This window comes from Chitinophaga sp. H8, assembly GCF_040567655.1.
In the GTDB taxonomy this organism is placed as follows: domain Bacteria; phylum Bacteroidota; class Bacteroidia; order Chitinophagales; family Chitinophagaceae; genus Chitinophaga; species Chitinophaga defluvii.
This window is the reverse complement of sequence record NZ_JBEXAC010000001.1, coordinates 1,141,258-1,162,655: the sequence shown is the minus strand read 5'-3', so window position 1 is coordinate 1,162,655 and position 21,398 is coordinate 1,141,258. Positions and strand designations below refer to the sequence as shown.

The window sequence follows — 21,398 nt, the reverse complement described above, 5'->3', positions numbered from 1 at the left end:
CAGCCAGATAAGGTATTGGGGCTATTTATAAGTAACACGGTGTGTTGTTAAAACAAAAGGATCGCAGCTATATAGTCTGCGATCCTTTTGTTTTAAAATATATTCTTCCAGACTTAGTGGTCTTTGGTTTTTATAGAAGCATTAAACGACGCCCAAAAGTTGTGACGCCTTTTTTCCAAAACTGAAGGTAAATAATCAGCTGCCCTACAAAGGTTAATACGACTCATTTCAATAAACAAGTCTTCATTTAATAACAAATTCTTTATATCATTTGCCAATTTTTTATAGTCTCCAGGCTTATGCAAATATGCTACATCAAGTAATTCTGGTATACCACCTGCAGTTGAGGCCAAAGCAGGACACCCCCTACTCATTGCTTCAATTAAAGCCCGTGGCAATCCTTCAGTTCTGGACGGCTGAATATAAAGGTCTGTATTGTCGAGTAATGTATACAGTTTTTTCTTTGTAAGTATTCCTAAAATATTTATGCTGTCTGTTAAATCATACTGCTTTGCTAATTCTCGGATAGCTTCTCCGGTCCCATCCCCTGCACAATTAAGCATAAAATCGCTAATCCCCTGCTTCTTAAGGAGTGAAAGTGCCTTTAATACAACATCATAACCTTTATAATAAAAATCAAGTGATCCCACAGTTGTAATCTGAAATACACCACTTTTACTTATTAATTTATCTTTAAGAACTTGGATATCTACATTTGAGGCAAAACTCCTCTCCCCTTTACATGGATAAATTCTTTGCAGATATTCTTCGGTTACATAAATAACATGCGAGGCCTTTTTTACTGCTTCACGCATTTGCCAGAAGCGATAAGGTGCCAGCAATCTAGTTCTTAATAACTTTCGGTACCATAGCTCATTCCAAATATCACCTACTACCTCTACAGCAACAGGTAAATTCAATTGCACAGCTGCTTTCAAAAAATAGATGCCTACCTGACTAGGTAGACGTACAATGACAGCACTTACTTGGGATTCACTTATGTATTTTTTAGCCAGGTTTACAAAATAGTATTGTTTGAACACGCCTTCCCAAAGAGTGACATCCGGGAATTTAATGAAATCAACATTATCTGCGGTACTTATCTCTATAGTATCATCAGCCACCTCGATAGCTCTTCCCACCACAACAAGTTTATCAAAATGCACTAAATACCGATGCCATACCTGTTGTGGTATATTGCTTGAATATACAAGCCCATTGGCAAATTGGAATATACTATTATGAGCAAAAAGTACTTTCATAATTGACCGGGCAATTACAAGGGACATGTCTTCATGACTAAAACTAAGCAAGATTCAATAATCATTATCCCTTCTTGCTAACTAGGATGATATTTGATAGTTTGTTCTTTATACTAATATAAATAATAATAAGTGGCAGAAGCATCACTACAAAATGAAAAAACAGGCTCCTATTGCTATTAAACTGGGTAATTACATAAACTATTACAGTTGCCTGGATTACACAATAAATAACTGTAACTACTAAATGTGGGAGTTTTCTTTCATTTGCAAGTAACTGATAGAAATGCATTCTATGTGCCTTAAATATATTCTGCCTTAAAAACAGTCTGTGTATAATTGTTAATACTGTATCTACTCCATAAACAGAGAGAAAAAGTAGGTATATCCAATTATCCGTTAAAAAAATCAGTTTCAACAATAGGATAATAATCCAAAATGCTATGGAGACGCTACCTACATCTCCAGCAAAACACAAAGCTTTTTTACGAAAATTGAAGAACAAAAAAACGGCGCAAGCAATCATTGGGATCCAGACCAAATATGGACTTATAAAAAGCACCTGTTTCATATTCACAAACTGCAGCCCAGCTAATATGACTAAACTATATAAGCCAGTTATCCCATTAATGCCATCCATGAAATTATAGGCATTTATAATTCCTATTACTAATACATAGAGGGCTATTATCCCATATATGGGTAGAACATTAAATATTTGAAGGTATACAAACATTAAAGTTACCGCCGCTATATGAAATACTATTCTTATCTTATTAGGTAGCGTAAAAATATCATCCAGGAAGCTAATCGTTCCAATTATAATAATGCCAATAGCAGGCAACAAAAATGTATCAGTCCCCCAAAAAAAAGTTACTATAGCCGCTAGAATAAATAAGATTCCGCCACCTCGGATTGTTAAACTGGTGTGAGAACTCCTTTCATTAGGCTTATCAATGATATTAAAATGCGCAGCTACTTTAAAATAAATCAGACTAGAAACAAAAAAAAACGCAGTTAATATTAAATAACTCATACTATTAAATGTATTTTATCTATTACCCCACAAGGGTTCCAATTCAGCATAGCTCGCGCTTTTGCGTCATTAAAAGTTAAGGTGGATATTATTTTCTTAAGCTTATCACTATTAACAGGAAATTTACTTCCTATCAAATCACCTGCATATCCAAGCACTTTTGCAATAGGTAGTGGCACACTTAATGGATCATTCTTTCCAAGTATTGTAGCAATGGCATGTTCTAATTCTTTAAAAGAAGGATGTTCACCGTCCGTCAAATTATAAATTCCACCGATTTTAGCTACATTAGGAATAATTTCGGCAACATCAGATGCCCAGACTATACTTTTCCGAGCGTCTGCCTTACCAATGCTCAAATACCTGCCACTTCGAATCCCCCTTATCATTGCCCCCAGGTTTCCCGGAGGATTAGGGCCAGCTATTAATGGTAAACGGAGTATTCCAAGTCTTACACCATTTTCATTCGCCCAATTCTGTAAATAAGTCTCAGCCATAGCTTTACTCTTAGCATAAGGAGAGATAGCATCAAGGGCATCATCTTCTGTAATCATTACTCCAGCATCTTTACCATAAACAGCTACAGTACTGATAAAGATTAACGCATCAGGAGTAGTATTTGATTCTATTAATGATTGACAAAAATTAATTGTCCCTTGCAAATTAACTTCAAAAAAAACTTTACTTTCTTTCACTGATCGTGGAACGCTATGGGCTTTCCCGGCACAATGAATCACATATCTTACTTTAGGCAATTTATTTGTAACTCCTTCTGAAATATTAAATCTAAGATGTCGACCTACAAGTTCTTCAGTTTGCCGTCCAATAGTAAAAAAATTATACTTATTACTGAGTGTCTTAATAATCTGATTCCCAAGAAATCCAGATGCACCCGTTAACAAAACATCATCCTTCACTTGATACAATTTTACCATATTTATCCAATATGTTTTGTTGTGAATATCTTGTTTCAGCTAATGCTCTTGCCATTTCTCCTTTAGCTTTCATTTTTCTTATATCTTCAGAGGTAAGCCTATTAAAGAAATTAAGTAATTCTTTTGGTCTGTCATTTTCAAAACACCAACCTATATTATTCTCACTTACCATGCGTGCTATTTCACTTTGCTTATCTCCAATAAATAAAATCGGTTTCCCTGCTGCCATGATGTTGTATGATTTAGAGGGTACTCCCAACCCCTTCATCCCCTCTTGCAGCGAAACGATACCAACGTCTGTAGCATTCAAAAAATTTTGCTGTTGAGTTCTTGAAAAAGAATCCAGCAAAGTCAAGTTCTTTAAATCATGCGTCTTTATGAATTGTTCAATGTCCTTTTTCAGGGCCCCATTACCCACCATCATAAAATGGATTTCAGGATTCTCTATATCCTTAATAATTGTACACAATTCCATAAGACCTTGTACACGTCCTAAATTTCCGGCAAATTGGAATATTACTTTTTCTATTATTCCTAACTCCTTTAAAATGCTGTTTTCTATTTTTTCGGCAGGCTTGATGTCATCAATATCCGCCCAACTTTCAACCACATGAATAGCAGGCTTAACTTTATACTTAGAAAGCTTTTCTTCAAAAATTGCTTTCATATCTCTACCCAGTACAAAAAGGACTGACATCCTTCTATATGCATTATTAAAAATATACTTGAGCAATTTATAAACACTGCTATCTGGTTTAATAAGCTTCGCAACTACTAAATTCTCAGGAAAAACATCATGCACTATTGTGAAGCATTTTAATCCCTTTATCTTACACACAAGCACAACAAGTACGACCAATGGTGCAGGATTTGTTACAATCATCACATCATCTCCTTTACGAGCTTTAACAAGTAATTTAAAAGACAGTTGGATACTCAGCAATATCAACCGGAGTATTCTTTGCAGTAACTTATCTTTATCGAGTCCGATTGTCTTAACACGTGTAACCTTTATCTTTTGTGTTTCTAAAGAACCTGTAGAAGAAAGCACCTCTTTTTTGTATGAAATAGGCCCACATATAACATGAACAGGTTTACTTTCAGCAATATACCTGCTAACCTTAGTCATAATGTATGCAGTAGAAGTCTCCTCCGGAAAGAAGAGTTCTGTTACTACCCAGAACTTTTTTTGTTTATTCATTACCATTCATAGTTTTTCCATACAGTCCGCTTCACATAATCCGTATATGAAATAATAATTCTAACTACCTTATCTGAAACATTAGGCATGCTGTAATCATATACTTGACGAAAGTTTCTATGCGTGGCATTCTGATATTCAAGCTGTTTAAGGCCCTGCAAGATCCTTTCAGGAAAAAGCCCGACCATCATCACAGAAGCTTCTTCCATTGCTTCTGGTCTCTCATGAGCTTCTCTTATATTAAGTGCTGGAAAATTCAGTATAGAAGATTCTTCAGATATAGTACCACTATCTGACAATACAGCTTTAGCTTTCATTTGTAATGATATAAAATCACTTAGCCCAAAGGGCTTCATTAACCTGACTAGCGAATTAAACTGAACTTCTTTAGCCTCTATCATTTTTCGTGTGCGGGGATGAGCAGTTACAATCACAGGTAGTTTAAAAACATCCGCAATCTGATTTAGTGATGTCACGAGATTTTCAAAATTCCTGTCGGAGTTAATATTTTCTTCTCTATGCGCTGAAACAACAAAATATTGACCTGATACGAGTTGCAACTCTCTTAGAATATCTGACTTCTCAACCTTAGGCATATAATAATTCAGCACTTCAAACATGGGGCTACCAGTTTTGATTACTCTATCTGGAGGCAAACCTTCTCTCAAAAGATACTCTCTCGCAATATCTGAATAGGTAAGATTAATGTCACTTGTATGATCTACAATTTTCCTATTTGTCTCCTCCGGAACTCGCTGATCGAAACACCTATTGCCAGCCTCCATATGAAATATGGGAATCCGTCTCTTCTTAGCAGGTATAGCGCACAAACAGCTATTGGTATCTCCAAGAACCAAAAATGCATCAGGTTTTTCTGTCTCCAGAATTGGGTCAATTTTAATTAGAATTTGTCCAATAGTTTCTGTTGCCGTTTTACCCGCAGCATCTAGAAATATATCCGGTTTACGAAGACCCAAGTCTTCAAAGAAAATTTGATTAAGTTCATAATCATAATTTTGGCCTGTATGTACCAAGATGTGCTCAATGGCTTCTGATTCATCCAACTTAGCTAATACTCTTGACAAACGAATGATCTCCGGTCTTGTTCCTACAACCGTTAATACTTTCAGCTTTTTAACTATAACACTCATAAAAGATATCTTATTAAGCTTTATTACATTATACAATTTCAAAATATGTATCTGGGTCCTTTGTATCAAAAAACTCATTGATCCAAAAAACTGTATACAACTCCTCCACTCCAATATTCTTAATATTATGTGTATACCAGACCGGCATATCAACATAAGATGGCTTATCTCCGCTTAATTCAAAATTTAAAACTTCCTCTGTATTATACCTTCTTAGCTGAATAAGCGCCTTACCTTTTATTACTAAAAAGCGTTCAATTTTACGGGTATGAAAATGATTCCCTCGCGTAACCTCAGGATAAGTAGTAGAAAAGGACACTTGTCCACCTTGTTCTAATTTCACCATCTCAACAAATACTCCTCTATTGTCGGCATGCTGTTTTAGCATATATGGAAAATAGGAGCTATGGTCAATATAGCTGCGAAATGTGTTAAACAAATTTATACTGAACCTATCTTCCAATTGGGGAAAAATCCCTTGTTCAAAATACCGTTCCTTATAACTAATCAGTTTCTCCAAAATACTAGATACATAGATTTCTTGTGTAGGCGGAATTGCCAAACTTGGATTATCTGTATTATTTCGTATAATGGAAATAATTATTTCAGCCAACTCATCTACGTAAATCAATTTAAGAAACCCATCCTGTTCAATTTTAGGCGCTTGGTTATTACATAACTGGTGGCAAAAAGTGGCTACCACAGAGTTATAAAATGGTTTGCCAAAAGGTCCAAAAACATTAGGTATTAGTAATCCAGTGAAAGTAGATTTTTGATTCTTCGCCCAATTTGCAAATAACTCCCTACCTTCTCTTTTAGATTTACCATATAAATTGTCGCGCTCTTCTTGAGTGGAGGAGGAAAAGATAATGTGCGGCCGCTTATCCGTATCATTTAATGCCTTTAACAACAACTCAACGAGTTTGACGTTTGTATCATGAATAATATTGGGATCAGGGTGACGGTTCATCGCAGCAAGATGAACAATAACATCGCATTGTATTGCCCATGTGCGTAATAATTCTTCCGATTCGAAAAAAGACTTATCGAAGGGAACAAGAACAAATTCTTCTTTTAACAAACTTAATTTGTTAAATAAGCAGTTCCCTACAAAACCATTTTGGCCAGTAATTCCAATTTTTCTCATGCTATATATTATGCCAGGCAAGCTAAGAAATCGATCAAAAGACCATCTGTCTATAGCTGGATCCTGAAGGTTTGAATTTGAATATTAGATAACTGATTTAGTAATATCACATACCAGAGAAAACATTTGTATCTACCTACTTAATCTGTCGCATCAATCGTTATTAATCTTTCAGTTGTTCCTGCACATATTCCAGTTTAAGTAATAATGTCTTTAGTTCTTCATTACTTAATCTATATGTATTATGCGAGTGATAATCCTGTGCTTCTGCGATTTTACTATCCCCTTCAGAAAAATACTTTGCATAATTTAAATCACGATCATCAGCAGCTATACGATAATAATCTCCTAAATCTTCAGCCTTTCCAAATTCCTCCCTGGTGAGTAGTGTCTCATACAGTTTTTCACCATGCCGTGTTCCAATTATGTTTATGTTATTCTTTGCATTAAAGATATCCAATAATACCTCTGCCACTTGCCTAATTGTAGCCGCTGGGGATTTTTGAACAAAAATGTCCCCAGGATTTGCATTTTCATAAGCAAACAGAACAAGCTCTACAGCATTATCCAAGGACATCATAAAACGAGTCATTTCCGGATCTGTGATTGTAAGGGGTTTACCTGTCTTTATTTGAGAAATAAATAGTGGAATAACAGACCCCCGGCTAGCCATTACATTACCATACCGAGTGCATGTAATAAGCGGAGCAGATCTTAAGCGAGCTTTTGAAATAGCCACCTTCTCCATCATCGCCTTAGATATTCCCATTGCATTTATCGGGTAAACAGCCTTATCTGTGCCTAAACAAATAATTTTACTTACGTTATTCTTAATTGCAGCATCCAACACATTTTCAGTACCATGGACATTAGTTCTTACTGCTTCCATGGGGTAAAACTCACAAGAAGGTACTTGTTTAAGAGCCGCAGCATGGAAAACATAATCAACCCCTTCCATTGCACTATCAATGCTTCTAAAGTCCCTAACATCTCCCATATAGAATTTTACTTTGTCGTTACGCAGTAAATTTCTCATATCATCCTGCTTTTTCTCGTCACGACTAAAGATTCGTATGGCTTTTATGTCAGTATTAAGAAAACGTTTCAAAACAGCATTACCGAAAGAACCCGTGCCCCCTGTAATAAGTAAAGTTTTATCCTTGAACATAATCGTTGATTTAATTTTTGATTAGAGATTTATATATATCCAATACTTCCAGTGCATTTTTGTTTGAATCAAAATTATTTACTGCTAACAAATAAGCTTGTTCTCCCATTTTTTTTACCTGCTCTGGGTTATTATAGAAAAAAGCTATAGCGTTGGCTAAAGCCATGCTATCCTTAGGTTTAATACACAGTCCTGTTATTCCATCCATTATTGTATCGTTATCTGGATTATCTATTGCAACAATACTAGGTACTCTTGAATAAGCTGCCTCAAAAACAGGTCGCCCCGCGGCGTTTAAATGGGAAGGGAAACAGAGTACATCTATTGCATCATAAATTTCTTTAACATTAGTAGTAAATGGTACAAAGCGAACATAATCCTTTAATCCCTTTTCTTCGATCATATTCACCAATTCTTCTCGTATATTATGCTCAAGTCCTAACCATCTTTTCACCTTTTGGGAAAGCCCCTTTTTACTTTTAGGCGCATCCCCTATTAAAAGAAAATCAATGCTTAATTGCTTTTCCTTACAAATCGCAGCTGATTCAATAAATTCATGAACACCTTTATAACGGATTAAGCTTCCAACCATTGCTACAGAAAATCGTCCGGACCTCATTTGAGGTGTTTTTTCCTTTTCTTCAATGACCAATTTGCGTGGATCGAATCCATTATGCACAACAATTGGTGACAACTCTTTTGGCAGAGTCTTTTTTACTGTTTCATCAATTGCAATAACCAGTGCCACATTTTTCTTTACAATATCGGTAAATATCTTTCGTCTAAACCCTGAAACATTATGAAACAAAGTCCTGCAATGCAATACAATTGGCTGTTTGAAGAGCATTCTGCAAATAAGCAATCCAGGCAACATTGTAATTTCATTGATATGGATAATATCAATATTCTTCCATGATCGTCTTGCTTTCAACAGAATCAAAAATGTAAATGGCAAATAGAATATTTCTCTCAATAGAATTAACCACCTAAAGTTTCGATAATGTCCATGCCTAGAATTATCAAATTGGGAAATTCCTACAGTTGCTAAGTTCTCTATTCTTAATTCAGATGCATACTTATTAACCGAGCCAACAGGAGAGATCAAATAAGGGTGAACCGTTTTTTCCGGAAAAGCCTTTATCATTTCAAACATACTTTTTGACGAACCGCCAAACGCTCCAACATGCTGAAGATATAACACATTTAATGGCATAGTATTTTATTACTTTTCTAGCTACCTAAGCTTTTATAATGAACGTCAAAAAAAAATTATACCTTATAAAGTGTACAAATCTCCTTAATAATCCTTTCTGCAGCCCTACCATCCCATAAGGGGGGGATTCCACTTTTCTTCCATTGTCCATTGAAAAGCCTTTGCATAGCAGGGGCTAACGCCTTGGGGTTAGTACCCAATAGTTCATTGGAGCCTATTGTGCATGTCTCAGGCCTTTCCGTTGAATCTCTAAGTGTCATACATGGAATTCCTAAAACAGTGGTTTCTTCAGTAATACCACCAGAATCGGTGATCACTGCCAGACAGTGTTTAACCAGATAATTAAACTCCAGATACCCCAACGGATCGACGTAATGCACATTTTCAAACTTAAGACCTAATGAGCTCAATTTTTTAGCTGTACGTGGGTGAACTGGAAAAATAAGTGGATAGCCATGCGAGTTCTCAACAATTTCTTCTAGTAAACTCCTTAGGTTTTCTTCACTATCTACATTAGCTGGCCGATGCAAAGTCATCATAAGATATTTCCCTTTTTGCAAAGCGAGTAAATCCCAAATAGCAGGTTGTTTAAAACTACCCTGACATTTTAATAAGGTATCAATCATTGTATTACCAACAAAAAATATTCTTTCCTCCTCAACCCCATTTTTTATAAGATTATTACCTGCAACATCCGATGTTGTAAAAAAATAATCGGTGATTGAGTCTGTTACAATTCTATTAATTTCTTCAGGCATTGTCATGTCTCCGGATCTTATTCCCGCTTCTACATGTGCCACTTTCGTATTTAACTTCTTTGCAACAATAGTACATGCCATAGTTGATGTAACATCTCCTACTACCAGTACAAGATCTGCTGGATGTTCTATTAAGTCTTTTTCAAAACGGACCATGATATTGGCAGTTTGTTCTGCTTGTGACCCTCCTCCGGATTCTAAATTAATATGCGGCTCAGGAATACCAAGCTGATCGAAAAAATCCCCACTCATATTTTTATCAAAATGCTGTCCCGTATGAATTAATCGAAAATTGATATTTGTCTCCTTTTTATTTTCTTCTTCTATTGCTCTAATAATAGGAGCAATTTTCATAAAATTGGGTCTTGCTCCAGCTATAATATCTATTAACATGAAATGAATTTTTCTTTGTTATAATTAAATTTTAGTTATCTTATGTCTTCCTTACATTTAGCCACCTGCAATTCAGGTGACTTTAAGTCTAGCTTATCTCCTGTTTTCACTTGGTAAATAATGGATTTATCAACAGCTTTTACAACTCCAACATTATTAGCTACCGAAAATATTAGATTTCTCAATTTATTATTAGTGAAACAAATGTTACTCTCAATCTTTGGGTTCTCTGAATTATTTAACCATATTGACTTTTTCGAACAATTAATAAATTCATTGCGTGAAATATTTATATCCGATGAAAGAACATTATTCTGCGTCTTAGACGAGAATAATGATATTCCTATAGAAGCATTTCCGATGTAATTATTATCAACTGTTAATCGTTTAATGAACTTTTCTGTCTTTTTATCAAGGTTTGTTGTTCCTCCAGAAAAGTAAATTCCAAAAGCATTTTGGTTATCATTTGGGGCAACATCAAACAGAATATAATTGTTATTAATAGTTGTTGGCCCTATTGTTGCACTCTCATCCAAGCGTATCCCAAAATTGTTAACATTATATTGATTAAATATGCTGTTCCCTACTGCCACTGTTTTAATAGTCCGAATAAAAATTGAGCTATTTACCAACAAATTATCCTTGATTAGAACATTATATCCAGAATGTGGAGAGATTCCTGAGTTGTCAATTATATTGTTTTCAATACGCAGGTTTATGGCTAAATTCCCGTCAATACCTGCCCATGATTTAGTGCTAACGTAGCAGTTCTTAATTATACAATCTTTACTTTCCGAAAAGTAACATCCGTAGTTTCCTATTTCTGAAAATGCATTCGCTGAGAAGTTGACATTTTGAACATTAACATTTACACATTTATCTATCATCAGAAACTTATCGGAGAAGTTCATCAATTTAATCCCTTCAATACTTATATTTCGACCATACTGTACAACTATTCCAGATATTGCCGATTGGTAAAATTTAATATTTCCTTTCTTAATTTGGAAATTGTTATTCTTAACTATAATATCTCTTCCTTCATTTAAAACAGTATCAACTATTCCGCGCTCTTTTGGTGCGGCATCAGCCATCGTCCTGTTCCCAATATAAAGTGTTGACTTAGACTTTACCTGTTTATTGATAGGTTGGGCAAACTTTAGCCTATACGTATTGTTTCCTAATGGTGTAATTGATTTTACTTTTTCGCTTATGTTTCCTGAGATCAATTCCCCATCCAAAATACCATTTCCAGATATTGATACATTTTCAACAAATGCTAACTTATTAATATATATTTTACTTACCTGTTTTATGGTACCACTGCCACATGAATTAGGATCACTATCAGCAGTTGCTTTAAATATCAGGTTCTCAGTATTCCCTGCAGCTCCAAATTTTGTAAAATCGGTACTTCCAGTATTCTTTATCTTATACACTTTTCCTTTAAATATTCTTGAGGCACTCTGCTCGGCAGTTTCAAGATTAAACTCAATGCTCGTAGGGCTTATATAAAGTTTATTATCTAAGACAGAGTCTATACGCACAATATCAACCTTGTTATAATAAGCTCTGGCATAACTTAATAATTCATCTGACTTAATTTGAATATAGTCTCCTTTTTTAAAAAGCTTCGCATTAGTTACGCTTAACTGTTTATCGCCAATACTTACTCTATTTGTTACTTCAGCAATCTCTGGTGTTATTTCACCAATAAATACAAATAAGCTACGGACATTATTACTTTTTGCTTTTTCGCTTAATCTAAAAGTGCAGTTATTTCCAAGTATTAATTTTAAATTGCTCTGTCTTATAATTATTGGATCATCCAATTGGTATTTTCCTTCTACAATTTCAAGCACGCCAAATTTGCCAGAAGCTTTCAAATCAGCTAGAGCTTTTTCAATTTCGGGGATTGAGGCATCCTTAAGAACTATTCTTATAGAATCATTACGTTTATCGCTTGGCAGAGTATAACTTGTTGCCAATGTAGAAGACACGTTAAAAAAAATAAAAAGAATTGCAGCTAGGTTTCTCATGGTTAAAATATTTTAAGGGCTTTTCGCTAATCTAACTTGTCGCACCTTGAAATACAAGAATATATAAAATAACAAGTTATTATTAATAACAACAGGAAACGCAGACTGTGTACCGGCCCTTGTTAAATTATAACCACATGTTATCAGTAAATATATAAATACAGGTAACAACAACTTAGAACTGCCAAAGTATCTACTTAAGTAACTCAATAATAGCCCAATGATAATAGGTTGCACCCAAAATAAGTATTTGGTATATATATATATACTTTCCGTCACATTACCATACAGAATTACAAAGTATCCTGTATCGGTTCTCTTTACTCCTAGCAAATGTTCAGATATTTCATAACCCACCAGTCCTCCTTGACTCCTTTCTAGCATGAATTTAGGAAATGGCAGTGTAATTAACCATTTAGAGTAGGCACCTAAGTCAGTAGATAAACCCTTATCTATAATTTCTGCAGATCTTGTAGGGAAACCTGTTTCAATCCCCAAAACGCCGTCCAATGCATCATTTAAAGTAATATTCTTAAAATTCTGAGAACCTCCAATCCTTAAACTCTGATAGTAATAACTAAATATTATAAATGAAGGAATTAAGATGGCCAGAGCAATCACCAGTTTAGTTCTGATTTTAGGCCTATTTTGCCATAGAATCAGAAAGAAAATCACACCTTGGATTAACATTGCACTTCTGCCTATGTATGCTTGAACACAAAACTCAAAGTACAATGGTAGAAATAAGACTAAAGCCATCATCCAAATTCTATTCCGGAAATAGTTAAGGGCCAAAAGAAAAAAAGGTGTTAACAATAATTTAAAATATCGAACAAGTACCAATATTAAATCGTTGTGTTCGTTTGTGAACCGTTCGAAAACAATCGAGGTTGAGTCTGGTTTAGGAGGAGAAACAAGCTTGTATAACTGAAAATTGGGATATATTAATGAAAACCCCGAGCAAAAAAGATAAACGATTATTATAGTTACACAAAAATTCTTGTTAGCAACCAGGGTATTTAATTTATAGTCGGCAACCGCACCAAATTTCTTTTCAACACCTGAAAAAGATTTGTAGCCTCGTATAAAAAAAAGGACAAATACTATTAAATAAATTAAATAATACATAAAATAGTCAACAGCCACACCTTCCTTATAGGCCGCACCTACCCCAGCATAAAAGAAGAAACCTCCAATATAAAATGTATAGAAGAGTTTGCTTTGTACATTTCCCTTTTTAATCCTACTGTATCCTGATAAAAAAATTATCAGAGTACTTATAAAATATTGAAGAAAAACATAAAAGCTAAAATGTTCTGTATTATAAAACATGCTATTTGTTTACGTTCTCAGTAAAAATCTTGCTGTAGATTTTTTTCTCACTATCCCAATTATTCAACTCACAGAATTTCCTAAAACTTTCATTTTCAGGAACATAATTCGCAATAAAATTTCTTATTTTGCTAGCCGTTACCTCCACACTATCATCCAGGTCAATATTGGTATAAAAATCATATCCTCTTACCTCGCTCAATATTGTCTCCTGGCTTGTTGTTATAAATGGCAATCCCAAGTGAATATATTCATACAGTTTATTTGGTGCGCAGAATTGATTGTTGAGATTTTCATTAGAGTATGTTATTATACCAAAGTCGCATTCTTCGACTAACAATCTGTATAATTCATTAGCACTAACTTTACCAAGGAACTTTATTTTCTTGTTGAGTTCAAGCTCTTCTGCCATTTTCTTCAATTCCGGCAATAATGGGCCATCTCCAACAATCATAAGTAAAGTATTGTCATCAAAATACTGCATCGCTTTAATGAAAACATCTATTCCCCGTCCAGGATAAATTGCGCCTTGATAAACCAGTATCTTTTTTGAGGACACAGCTTTTGTTTTATAGTTCGTGTCATGTAGTTCTGGAATATTTCTAACGGCATAGATATTCTTATTCAGCTGATACTTTTCTTCCATCACTTTTGCCCGTTCCTTATTGGCGGAGATAACGATGTTTGCGGATTTAATATTTCTCCTTTCTGCTTTATAAAAAAAATTATTACGTCGGTCACCATTTATTTCATCTAATGGTACTAACAGCTCGTGAGAATCATAAACAATAACTCTGTTCGGAAAGAGTGCTTTTACCAGATTAAGTGCTGGGGCATAATAGTAATCATGGAAATAAACAAATTTTGTCTTATATCGGCTTACGTACTTAATCACATGTGCCATTCCTTGGATTAGCCCTAAATGTCTTTTCCCTTTTTTTATGTTCACATGTAAATATTTCCCATCTAATGGCAATTTATTCTCTTTAGAATAAGAGATAATTATCGGGTCTAGGCCTAATTCTATGATTGCATTTATTGATCGTAAAATTCTTCCGTCCTGCGCAATATCACCGTAGCAAAAAAAAAGTATCTTATCCATGTTTGATATGGTTTTTCAGTGTATTAATCGTTATTTGGCCCAAAATGATGTAAAATACAATCATAGCCAATATATATATTTTGAATATAAGCAAGTTATCCATGCCTATTAGATGCGCAATAAAAAATAAAGCAAGTATAAATACAGTCCGTATAATATTCCACGTTAACTGTTTCTCATGCCTATTAATAACGTTTAAGGTTTGCGAGATAGTTGAATAAATTAATTGAAAATATGCCAATGCACATAAATACTGCATCATCTCTGCTGCCAACAGCCACTTCGCGCCAAGTGCGAATAAAGCGAGTGGTTTAATAACAAAACAAAGAAGAATACAGGGTAACAAAGTCCACTTTAGTAATTTCAAATGAAATGCATTATAAAAACTCAATGCTTTTTCACCTGAAGTACTATATTTAACTGAAAATTCATTCAAATACGACTTGGATAATGACTGAATAATTATAGAAATGGGTGTTAAAGTAACTAAATTAGCCATAGCATAATTCCCAGTAAAACTAGCCCCAAAATAAAGCGTAAAAAAAAACACAGGCAATTCTATTCCCAACTTATTCAGAAACCCCGATGGAATAAGAAACAACGGATATTTCTTATACAATTGAGCATACTTAAAGATTTCCGCTTTTTGAAATCTAAAACTATCTCGCTCAAAAAAGGGCCTTATTTTACGTCCTTTAAAATATTTTTTCACAAAGGAGTAAAGGCCCGTAGATTGACTCATTATAAGGCCTAATACCAAAAACATACCTTTATTAAGAAAAAGTACTCCCCCCCCTACCTGTATTATATTTTTAGATGCAGCTTGATAAAGTTTTGTTCTTAAAATTATTTTCAAGTTACCATATCTAATATAATAGTATGTGAAGATCTCATATCCATTAATCAATATTATAGAAATGGGGACCAACCACACTAAATTATTCTGAAATAGTTCTCTTTGGAAATTTGGAAAAAAACTCCATATCAGAAACAATATTAAAGCAACCAGTATTGCGAAAGATACTGAAAAGAACATGGCCACTTTAACGATCTTCCTTGCTTCTGCCTCCTCCTTCACTGTAGGAATAGCTAACTCATACTTTCCTGATGTAAAAGAAGAACAGATGCCTATTATTGATGTGAATAATGCCAATACACCAAAATCCTTAGAATCATATATTCTTGACAATAACGGGTAAAAGCCAAAATTTATAATTTGTGCAGCAGCCGAACCACTAATAAGTATTAGAAAAGATTTGACAAAGTTATTCTTTAGGATTATATTCCAATATTTTTCCAAATACATCTATTCCAAATAAACATTAAGGAGTATACGCTTATCTTTGCTTATAAATCCGCTCTATTATTTCTACAACCTTTAATCCTTCCAAAGCATTTGTAGTAATTGAAGATCTTCCTTTGAGCACATTTACAACATTCTCAATCACAAAGTGATGGTTTGCTGCAGATCCTTTGTATGCACCATAATCATTACCAGGGTTAGTTGGCGCAAGTTCAGGTAAAGTATAATCCTTAACATTACAAATCTCTACTTTATCCATATACTGTCCACCAATTTTCACTGAACCGTTTTCTGCAATAATGGTCATCGAGCTTTCAAGGTTTTGATTCCAGATAGAAGTTGAATAATTAAGACAGCCCATACCTCCATTCACAAAATCAAAATTCAAAAAACCACTATCCTCAAAATCCGTTAATTGATTATGATTAAAATCATTAAATCGCCCATTAATGTTATCAATATCTCCAAAAAGCCAGTACATTATATCTATGAAATGAGAAAACTGTGTATATAGTGTTCCTCCATCTAGCTCCTTTTTACCATGCCAGCTTTCTGGCTTATAATATCTTTCATCCCTGTTCCAATAACAATTAAGCTGAACCATATAGATTTTTCCAAGACGTCCTGAATCAATTAATTCTTTGACCCAAACACTAGGTGGAGAATAACGATTTTGCATCACAGCAAATACATGCTTATGGACATGCAAAGCCTTAAATATCACACGCTCCGCATCTTGCTTAGATAATGTCATAGGCTTTTCAACAACAATATGTTTTTTAGCATCGAGGCATTTCATTGCCTGCTCAGCATGATAACCATTAGGAGAGGCAATATTAATAACATCTATTTCTTCGATAATATCAGAAGAAATTAATGCTTCTAATGAGGGAAAAAAGGGTACATTAAACTTCTCAATATCTAGTTGACTTGCCGGCTTAGTGTCGACAAGTGCAAGTAATTCAGACTCCTCGTTATTTTGCACCATTTGTGCATGCCGTTTCCCGATATGACCACATCCTATTACAGCAAATTTTATCTTTTCTTTATTAATTATCATTTTACCCTTTTTACAGTATTATTCTCTAATATATACTCCTGCTTGCTTTCAATACATATTGCCCTATTTTCTGCATCAAAATCAAGCCGATGCCCATATTCACCAACCCAACCAATCTGTTTTGCCGGATTACCCACAAATAAGGCATATGCGGGAACTGTTTTTGTAACCACAGCTCCTGCGCCGATAAACGCATATGCACCAATATCGTGACCACAAACAATTGTAGCATTGGCTCCAATTGAAGCACCCTTTCCTACATACGTTCTAGAATATTGCCCTCTCCTATTCACAGCACTCCTAGGATTAATTACATTTGTAAAAACCATAGAAGGCCCAAGAAAAACATCATCATCACAAGTTACCCCTTCATAAACAGATACGTTATTCTGAATTTTTACATTACTACCTAAAACAACTCCAGGTGAAATAACTACATTCTGACCTATATTACAGTTTTTTCCAATTACACATTTAGGCATTATATGGCTAAAGTGCCAAATTTTTGTTCCGTCTCCAATCTCACATTCATCATCAATAATAGCTGTATGGTGCGAAAAATAGCTCATTGATTATTTTTTAAAGAAATCCTTTATTTTATTCGTAATAAATACTTGCTCCTCTATTGTTAATTCAGTATGCATGGGTAATGAAATCACTTCTTTACACAACCGATAAGTCACAGGTAATTCACCTACCGACCTTCCCAGTCCTTTATATGCTTCCTGCTCACCTAGTGGTAATGGATAATATATCATTGAAGGAATACCTGCTTCTTTTAAATAAGTTTGCAGTGCATCACGTTTTCCATTTAATATCCTTAATGTATACTGATGAAAAACATGGGTAGAAGCAGGAGCTCTAAATGGTATAACAACTTCAGCTGTATCCCTTAACATATCATCATAATGATTTGCAGCATTATTACGCGCTTCGGAATACTTATCAAGATAGTTAAGTTTTACATCCAGAATTGCAGCCTGAATGGAATCAAGGCGGGAATTACATCCAATAAACTTGTGATGATATTTTTTACTCTGACCATGGTTGGCAATCATTCTGATTTTATCTCCCAAAGCCATATCATTTGTATATATAGCTCCACCATCACCATAGCAACCGAGATTTTTGGAAGGGAAAAATGAAGTACATCCTATTGTTCCTATTGTACCAGCCTTTCTATTATTACCATTGGCAAAAGTATAATCGGCTCCAATAGCCTGAGCAGTATCTTCGATTACATGTATATTATGCTTCTCCGCAAGCGCCATCAGATTTTCCATATCAGCACATTGTCCATACAAATGAACAGGAACAATCACCTTAGTCTTTGGAGAGATCGCCTTTTCAACTTCAGCAATACTTATGTTAAAAGTATCTGGCTCCACATCCACCATAACAGGAGTTAGCCCTAGTAATCCAATTACTTCAGCTGTAGCTACATAAGTAAAACCTGGAACTATCACTTCATCACCAGCTTTTAGATCCAGGGCCATTAAGGCGATTTGTAAAGCATCTGTCCCATTAGCGCAAGGAATCACTTTTTTTGCGTCTAAATATCGTTCTAAGCTCTCAGCAAACTTCAGAACCTCTGGCCCATTTATAAATGAGGTTGCATTAATACATCCCTGAATTGCACCATCTATCTCTTCCTTAATCTTAACATATTGCCCTTTAAGGTCCACCATTTGTATGGCATTATTCATATATCTGACTTAGTTTAATATTTTATCACAAATAAATTTACCTATTGAAAGAGAAGATGTTGCAGCTGGAGATGGAGCATTACGCACGTGAATAATATTCCTTCGCTGCAAAATATCAAAGTCATCAATAAGGTTTCCCTTTCTATCACATGCTTGGGCTCTTACTCCTGCCCCGCCTGCGACCAGATCAGCTTCTTTAATTTCCGGAATCAACCTTTGTAATGCTCTGGTAAATGCTGATTTGGATAGTGATCTGTATATTTCGCCCATACCTGTTTTACCATATTTGCCCACTATCTTCCAGAACCCCGGCCAACTCAAAATCTCACCCAGGTCTTTAACATTGTAATCTGTAAACTTGTAACCTTCCCTCTTAAAAGCTAACACAGCATTAGGACCAGCCTCAATACCACCACTGATCATACGGGTAAAATGCACCCCAAGAAAAGGAAAATTTGGATCAGGTACTGGATACACAAGATGTTTTACTAAATGAGCTTTTTCTTTCCTTAATTTGTAATATTCGCCTCTGAAAGGGATAATACTCAAACTATTATTATTGCCTTCTGTAAGCTTAGATACACGATCAGAAAAGAGTCCAGCACAACTTATGATGCTCGTAGTAATGTACTGCCCCTTCGTAGTTTCTACTGCCACTTCCGCATTACAATCTCGAATCTTGACAACCTCATCGCCAAAACTTATACAGCCCCCTAATGTTTTAAATTTATCTAGTAACACTCTGGCTACTTTTGGATAATCAATTATTCCTGTTTGAGGAACTGCAATAGCTGCGATTCCGTTACAATGTGGTTCAATTTCTTTGATCTCATCTTTCGAAAGCTTCTTTAATCCAGTCAAACCATTCTTTAATCCTCTTTCATAAATATTATTTAATCCAACAATTTCATTTTGGGAAACAGCTACAATTATCTTCCCACATACATCATGCGGAATATCATTTTCTCTAGCAAATTTCAATAGCGCATGATACCCCGCAATACAATTACTGGCTTTCAGACTTCCAGGTTTATAATAAATGCCACTATGCATTACGCCACTATTATGCCCAGACTGATGTAACGCTATGTCGATCTCCTTTTCAATAACTAATACCTTTCTTTTAGGCTCTTTTATTTTAAGATGGTAAGCCACAGAAAGCCCTACAAGCCCAGCTCCAATTATAACAGTGTCAAATTTCTGCGTGTTCATTCTTTTTAGTAAAATAATTTATAGCCGACCATCTACTATTCGACGGTCTAAACATCCTTTTGTATCAAAAAGCACCCCATTATTACGTTTCATTTTCTGATAGTCGAAAGTTAAAAACTCATTATGCGCAACTGCAACAACAATTGCATCATACACTACATTCTCCTCAAGTTTACCAACTACTTTCAAGCCATATTCATGTGCCACTTCATTTGCGTCTGCCCATGGGTCATAAATATCCACATTCAAGCCAAACTGAACTAATTCATGATAAATATCTACTACTCTTGTGTTACGTACATCAGGACAATTCTCCTTAAATGTTACACCCATTATCAGCGCCTTGGATCCTTTTATTTTATGATCTTTCTCAATCATTAACTTTACCACTTTATTGGCCACAAAATGTCCAACATGATCATTTACCCGCCTGCCTGATAAAATTACCTGTGGGTGGTAACCTAAGGATTCAGCTTTATGAGCCAAATAATAAGGATCAACCCCAATACAATGGCCTCCCACTAAACCAGGTCTATATTTGAGAAAATTCCATTTGGTACCGGCAGCCTCAATAACATCATTAGTATCAATCCCCATTCGATCGAAAATAAGTGCCAATTCATTAACAAATGAAATATTCACATCCCGTTGTGCATTTTCAATTGCTTTAGAAGCTTCAGCAACCTTAATGCAGGAAGCCTTGTGTGTTCCTGCATCAATAATAGAACGATAGAGATCATCTACTCGGCTGGCAATTTCAGGAGTTGAGCCACTGGTAACTTTTTTAATTTTAGTGAGCGTATTTATTTTGTCTCCCGGATTGATTCTTTCAGGTGAGTAACCAGCAAAGAAATCTTTATTGAATTTCAAACCAGATACCCTCTCAAGTACTGGTACACAATCTTCTTCTGTGCAACCCGGATAAACTGTAGATTCATAGATTACAAGATCTCCCTGCTTCAAAATTCGCCCAAGCATTTCGGAAGCTTTTAAGAGTGGCTTGAGGTCCGGTGCTTTAAATTGATCAATGGGCGTTGGGACAGTTACAATAAAAGTATTATAACTTCTAAGGTCTTCCACATTAGAAGAAAAATGTAGCCCTATATGCCCCTTTTTGTCCTCTTTTTTTAAAGCAATAACTCTTTTCAGTTCTTCTATATTTGCTTCTTTCGTTCTATCCTCCCCACTTCCTAGTTCCTTCACTCTTTTCTCATCTATATCAAAGCCAAGAACATCATACTTTTTACCAAATTCAAGAGCCAGGGGTAAACCAACATAGCCCAGGCCTATAATGGCAATACTGGCGTTTTCAATTCTGTTTAACTTTCCGTTGTTGCTCATATAATTGATTTTTCAATCTTTGCCATTTTATCTGGCGCT

Annotated in this window: 18 protein-coding genes; all 18 read right to left on the bottom strand. The window is 35.0% G+C overall.

The genetic code is table 11. The features are described from left to right. Nucleotides 1–113: 113 nt before the first annotated feature. The gene (locus tag ABR189_RS04445; RefSeq protein WP_354659242.1) at nt 114–1,262 is read right to left on the bottom strand and encodes a glycosyltransferase family 4 protein; all 1,149 of its coding nucleotides are present in this window, start codon (nt 1,260–1,262) and stop codon (nt 114–116) included. A 64-nt stretch (nt 1,263–1,326) separates the two neighbouring features. Then, nucleotides 1,327–2,298: an MraY family glycosyltransferase gene (locus ABR189_RS04440; RefSeq protein WP_354659241.1), complete on the bottom strand. Its 972-nt coding sequence runs from the start codon at nt 2,296–2,298 to the stop codon at nt 1,327–1,329. Further along, nucleotides 2,295–3,215 (bottom strand): NAD-dependent epimerase/dehydratase family protein, encoded by a 921-nt coding sequence (locus tag ABR189_RS04435; RefSeq protein ID WP_354659240.1) that lies wholly within the window; start codon nt 3,213–3,215, stop codon nt 2,295–2,297. The genes ABR189_RS04440 and ABR189_RS04435 overlap by 4 nt, the downstream gene beginning before the upstream one ends. Continuing rightward, nucleotides 3,205–4,434, bottom strand: coding sequence for a glycosyltransferase family 4 protein (locus tag ABR189_RS04430; protein ID WP_354659239.1), 1,230 nt, complete (start codon nt 4,432–4,434; stop codon nt 3,205–3,207). The genes ABR189_RS04435 and ABR189_RS04430 overlap by 11 nt, the downstream gene beginning before the upstream one ends. Continuing rightward, nucleotides 4,434–5,585: a non-hydrolyzing UDP-N-acetylglucosamine 2-epimerase gene (wecB, locus tag ABR189_RS04425; RefSeq protein WP_354659238.1), complete on the bottom strand. Its 1,152-nt coding sequence runs from the start codon at nt 5,583–5,585 to the stop codon at nt 4,434–4,436. The genes ABR189_RS04430 and wecB (ABR189_RS04425) overlap by 1 nt, the downstream gene beginning before the upstream one ends. 28 nt (nt 5,586–5,613) lie before the next feature. Further along, nucleotides 5,614–6,732 (bottom strand): polysaccharide biosynthesis C-terminal domain-containing protein, encoded by a 1,119-nt coding sequence (locus ABR189_RS04420; RefSeq protein WP_354659237.1) that lies wholly within the window; start codon nt 6,730–6,732, stop codon nt 5,614–5,616. Between the two features lie 163 nt (nt 6,733–6,895). Beyond that, nucleotides 6,896–7,900 (bottom strand): polysaccharide biosynthesis protein, encoded by a 1,005-nt coding sequence (locus ABR189_RS04415; protein ID WP_354659236.1) that lies wholly within the window; start codon nt 7,898–7,900, stop codon nt 6,896–6,898. Between the two features lie 10 nt (nt 7,901–7,910). Further along, nucleotides 7,911–9,113 (bottom strand): glycosyltransferase family 4 protein, encoded by a 1,203-nt coding sequence (locus tag ABR189_RS04410; protein ID WP_354659235.1) that lies wholly within the window; start codon nt 9,111–9,113, stop codon nt 7,911–7,913. A 56-nt stretch (nt 9,114–9,169) separates the two neighbouring features. Beyond that, on the bottom strand, nt 9,170–10,264 hold the full coding sequence (wecB, locus tag ABR189_RS04405; protein WP_354659234.1) for a non-hydrolyzing UDP-N-acetylglucosamine 2-epimerase: 1,095 nt from the start codon (nt 10,262–10,264) through the stop codon (nt 9,170–9,172). 35 nt (nt 10,265–10,299) lie between these two features. Next, on the bottom strand, nt 10,300–12,303 hold the full coding sequence (locus ABR189_RS04400; protein ID WP_354659233.1) for a right-handed parallel beta-helix repeat-containing protein: 2,004 nt from the start codon (nt 12,301–12,303) through the stop codon (nt 10,300–10,302). Between the two features lie 12 nt (nt 12,304–12,315). Continuing rightward, a complete protein-coding gene (locus ABR189_RS04395) occupies nt 12,316–13,635 on the bottom strand; it encodes a hypothetical protein (RefSeq protein ID WP_354659232.1) in 1,320 nt (439 codons plus the stop codon). Nucleotide 13,636: 1 nt separating this feature from the next. Beyond that, nucleotides 13,637–14,737: a glycosyltransferase gene (locus ABR189_RS04390; protein WP_354659231.1), complete on the bottom strand. Its 1,101-nt coding sequence runs from the start codon at nt 14,735–14,737 to the stop codon at nt 13,637–13,639. Beyond that, nucleotides 14,730–16,043 carry an MATE family efflux transporter gene (locus ABR189_RS04385; RefSeq protein ID WP_354659230.1) on the bottom strand — a complete coding sequence of 438 codons (1,314 nt, stop codon included), beginning with the start codon at nt 16,041–16,043 and terminating at the stop codon, nt 14,730–14,732. Before ABR189_RS04385 ends, ABR189_RS04390 begins: the two co-directional genes overlap by 8 nt. A 31-nt stretch (nt 16,044–16,074) precedes the next feature. Further along, nucleotides 16,075–17,100 (bottom strand): Gfo/Idh/MocA family protein, encoded by a 1,026-nt coding sequence (locus ABR189_RS04380; RefSeq protein WP_354659229.1) that lies wholly within the window; start codon nt 17,098–17,100, stop codon nt 16,075–16,077. Further along, nucleotides 17,097–17,669, bottom strand: a complete 573-nt coding sequence (locus tag ABR189_RS04375) for an acyltransferase (RefSeq protein WP_354659228.1) — start codon at nt 17,667–17,669, stop codon at nt 17,097–17,099. Before ABR189_RS04375 ends, ABR189_RS04380 begins: the two co-directional genes overlap by 4 nt. 3 nt (nt 17,670–17,672) lie before the next feature. Continuing rightward, nucleotides 17,673–18,806 carry a DegT/DnrJ/EryC1/StrS family aminotransferase gene (locus ABR189_RS04370; RefSeq protein WP_354659227.1) on the bottom strand — a complete coding sequence of 378 codons (1,134 nt, stop codon included), beginning with the start codon at nt 18,804–18,806 and terminating at the stop codon, nt 17,673–17,675. 9 nt (nt 18,807–18,815) lie between these two features. Continuing rightward, nucleotides 18,816–20,018 carry an L-2-hydroxyglutarate oxidase gene (gene lhgO, locus ABR189_RS04365; protein ID WP_354659226.1) on the bottom strand — a complete coding sequence of 401 codons (1,203 nt, stop codon included), beginning with the start codon at nt 20,016–20,018 and terminating at the stop codon, nt 18,816–18,818. Between the two features lie 18 nt (nt 20,019–20,036). Beyond that, entirely contained in the window at nt 20,037–21,359 is a 1,323-nt protein-coding gene (locus ABR189_RS04360) for a nucleotide sugar dehydrogenase (RefSeq protein ID WP_354659225.1), read from the bottom strand. Nucleotides 21,360–21,398 lie beyond the last annotated feature (39 nt).

Excerpts from the sequence above, each read along its gene's own strand:
- ABR189_RS04445 (WP_354659242.1), bottom strand. The coding sequence starts at position 1,262 with ATGAAAGTACTTTTTGCTCATAATAGTATATTCCAATTTGCCAATGGG.
- ABR189_RS04440 (WP_354659241.1), bottom strand. The coding sequence starts at position 2,298 with ATGAGTTATTTAATATTAACTGCGTTTTTTTTTGTTTCTAGTCTGATT.
- ABR189_RS04430 (WP_354659239.1), bottom strand. The coding sequence starts at position 4,434 with ATGAATAAACAAAAAAAGTTCTGGGTAGTAACAGAACTCTTCTTTCCG.
- wecB (WP_354659238.1), bottom strand. The coding sequence starts at position 5,585 with ATGAGTGTTATAGTTAAAAAGCTGAAAGTATTAACGGTTGTAGGAACA.
- ABR189_RS04420 (WP_354659237.1), bottom strand. The coding sequence starts at position 6,732 with ATGAGAAAAATTGGAATTACTGGCCAAAATGGTTTTGTAGGGAACTGC.
- ABR189_RS04415 (WP_354659236.1), bottom strand. The coding sequence starts at position 7,900 with ATGTTCAAGGATAAAACTTTACTTATTACAGGGGGCACGGGTTCTTTC.
- ABR189_RS04410 (WP_354659235.1), bottom strand. The coding sequence starts at position 9,113 with ATGCCATTAAATGTGTTATATCTTCAGCATGTTGGAGCGTTTGGCGGT.
- wecB (WP_354659234.1), bottom strand. The coding sequence starts at position 10,264 with ATGTTAATAGATATTATAGCTGGAGCAAGACCCAATTTTATGAAAATT.
- ABR189_RS04400 (WP_354659233.1), bottom strand. The coding sequence starts at position 12,303 with ATGAGAAACCTAGCTGCAATTCTTTTTATTTTTTTTAACGTGTCTTCT.
- ABR189_RS04395 (WP_354659232.1), bottom strand. The coding sequence starts at position 13,635 with ATGTTTTATAATACAGAACATTTTAGCTTTTATGTTTTTCTTCAATAT.
- ABR189_RS04390 (WP_354659231.1), bottom strand. The coding sequence starts at position 14,737 with ATGGATAAGATACTTTTTTTTTGCTACGGTGATATTGCGCAGGACGGA.
- ABR189_RS04385 (WP_354659230.1), bottom strand. The coding sequence starts at position 16,043 with ATGTATTTGGAAAAATATTGGAATATAATCCTAAAGAATAACTTTGTC.
- ABR189_RS04380 (WP_354659229.1), bottom strand. The coding sequence starts at position 17,100 with ATGATAATTAATAAAGAAAAGATAAAATTTGCTGTAATAGGATGTGGT.
- ABR189_RS04375 (WP_354659228.1), bottom strand. The coding sequence starts at position 17,669 with ATGAGCTATTTTTCGCACCATACAGCTATTATTGATGATGAATGTGAG.
- ABR189_RS04370 (WP_354659227.1), bottom strand. The coding sequence starts at position 18,806 with ATGAATAATGCCATACAAATGGTGGACCTTAAAGGGCAATATGTTAAG.
- lhgO (WP_354659226.1), bottom strand. The coding sequence starts at position 20,018 with ATGAACACGCAGAAATTTGACACTGTTATAATTGGAGCTGGGCTTGTA.
- ABR189_RS04360 (WP_354659225.1), bottom strand. The coding sequence starts at position 21,359 with ATGAGCAACAACGGAAAGTTAAACAGAATTGAAAACGCCAGTATTGCC.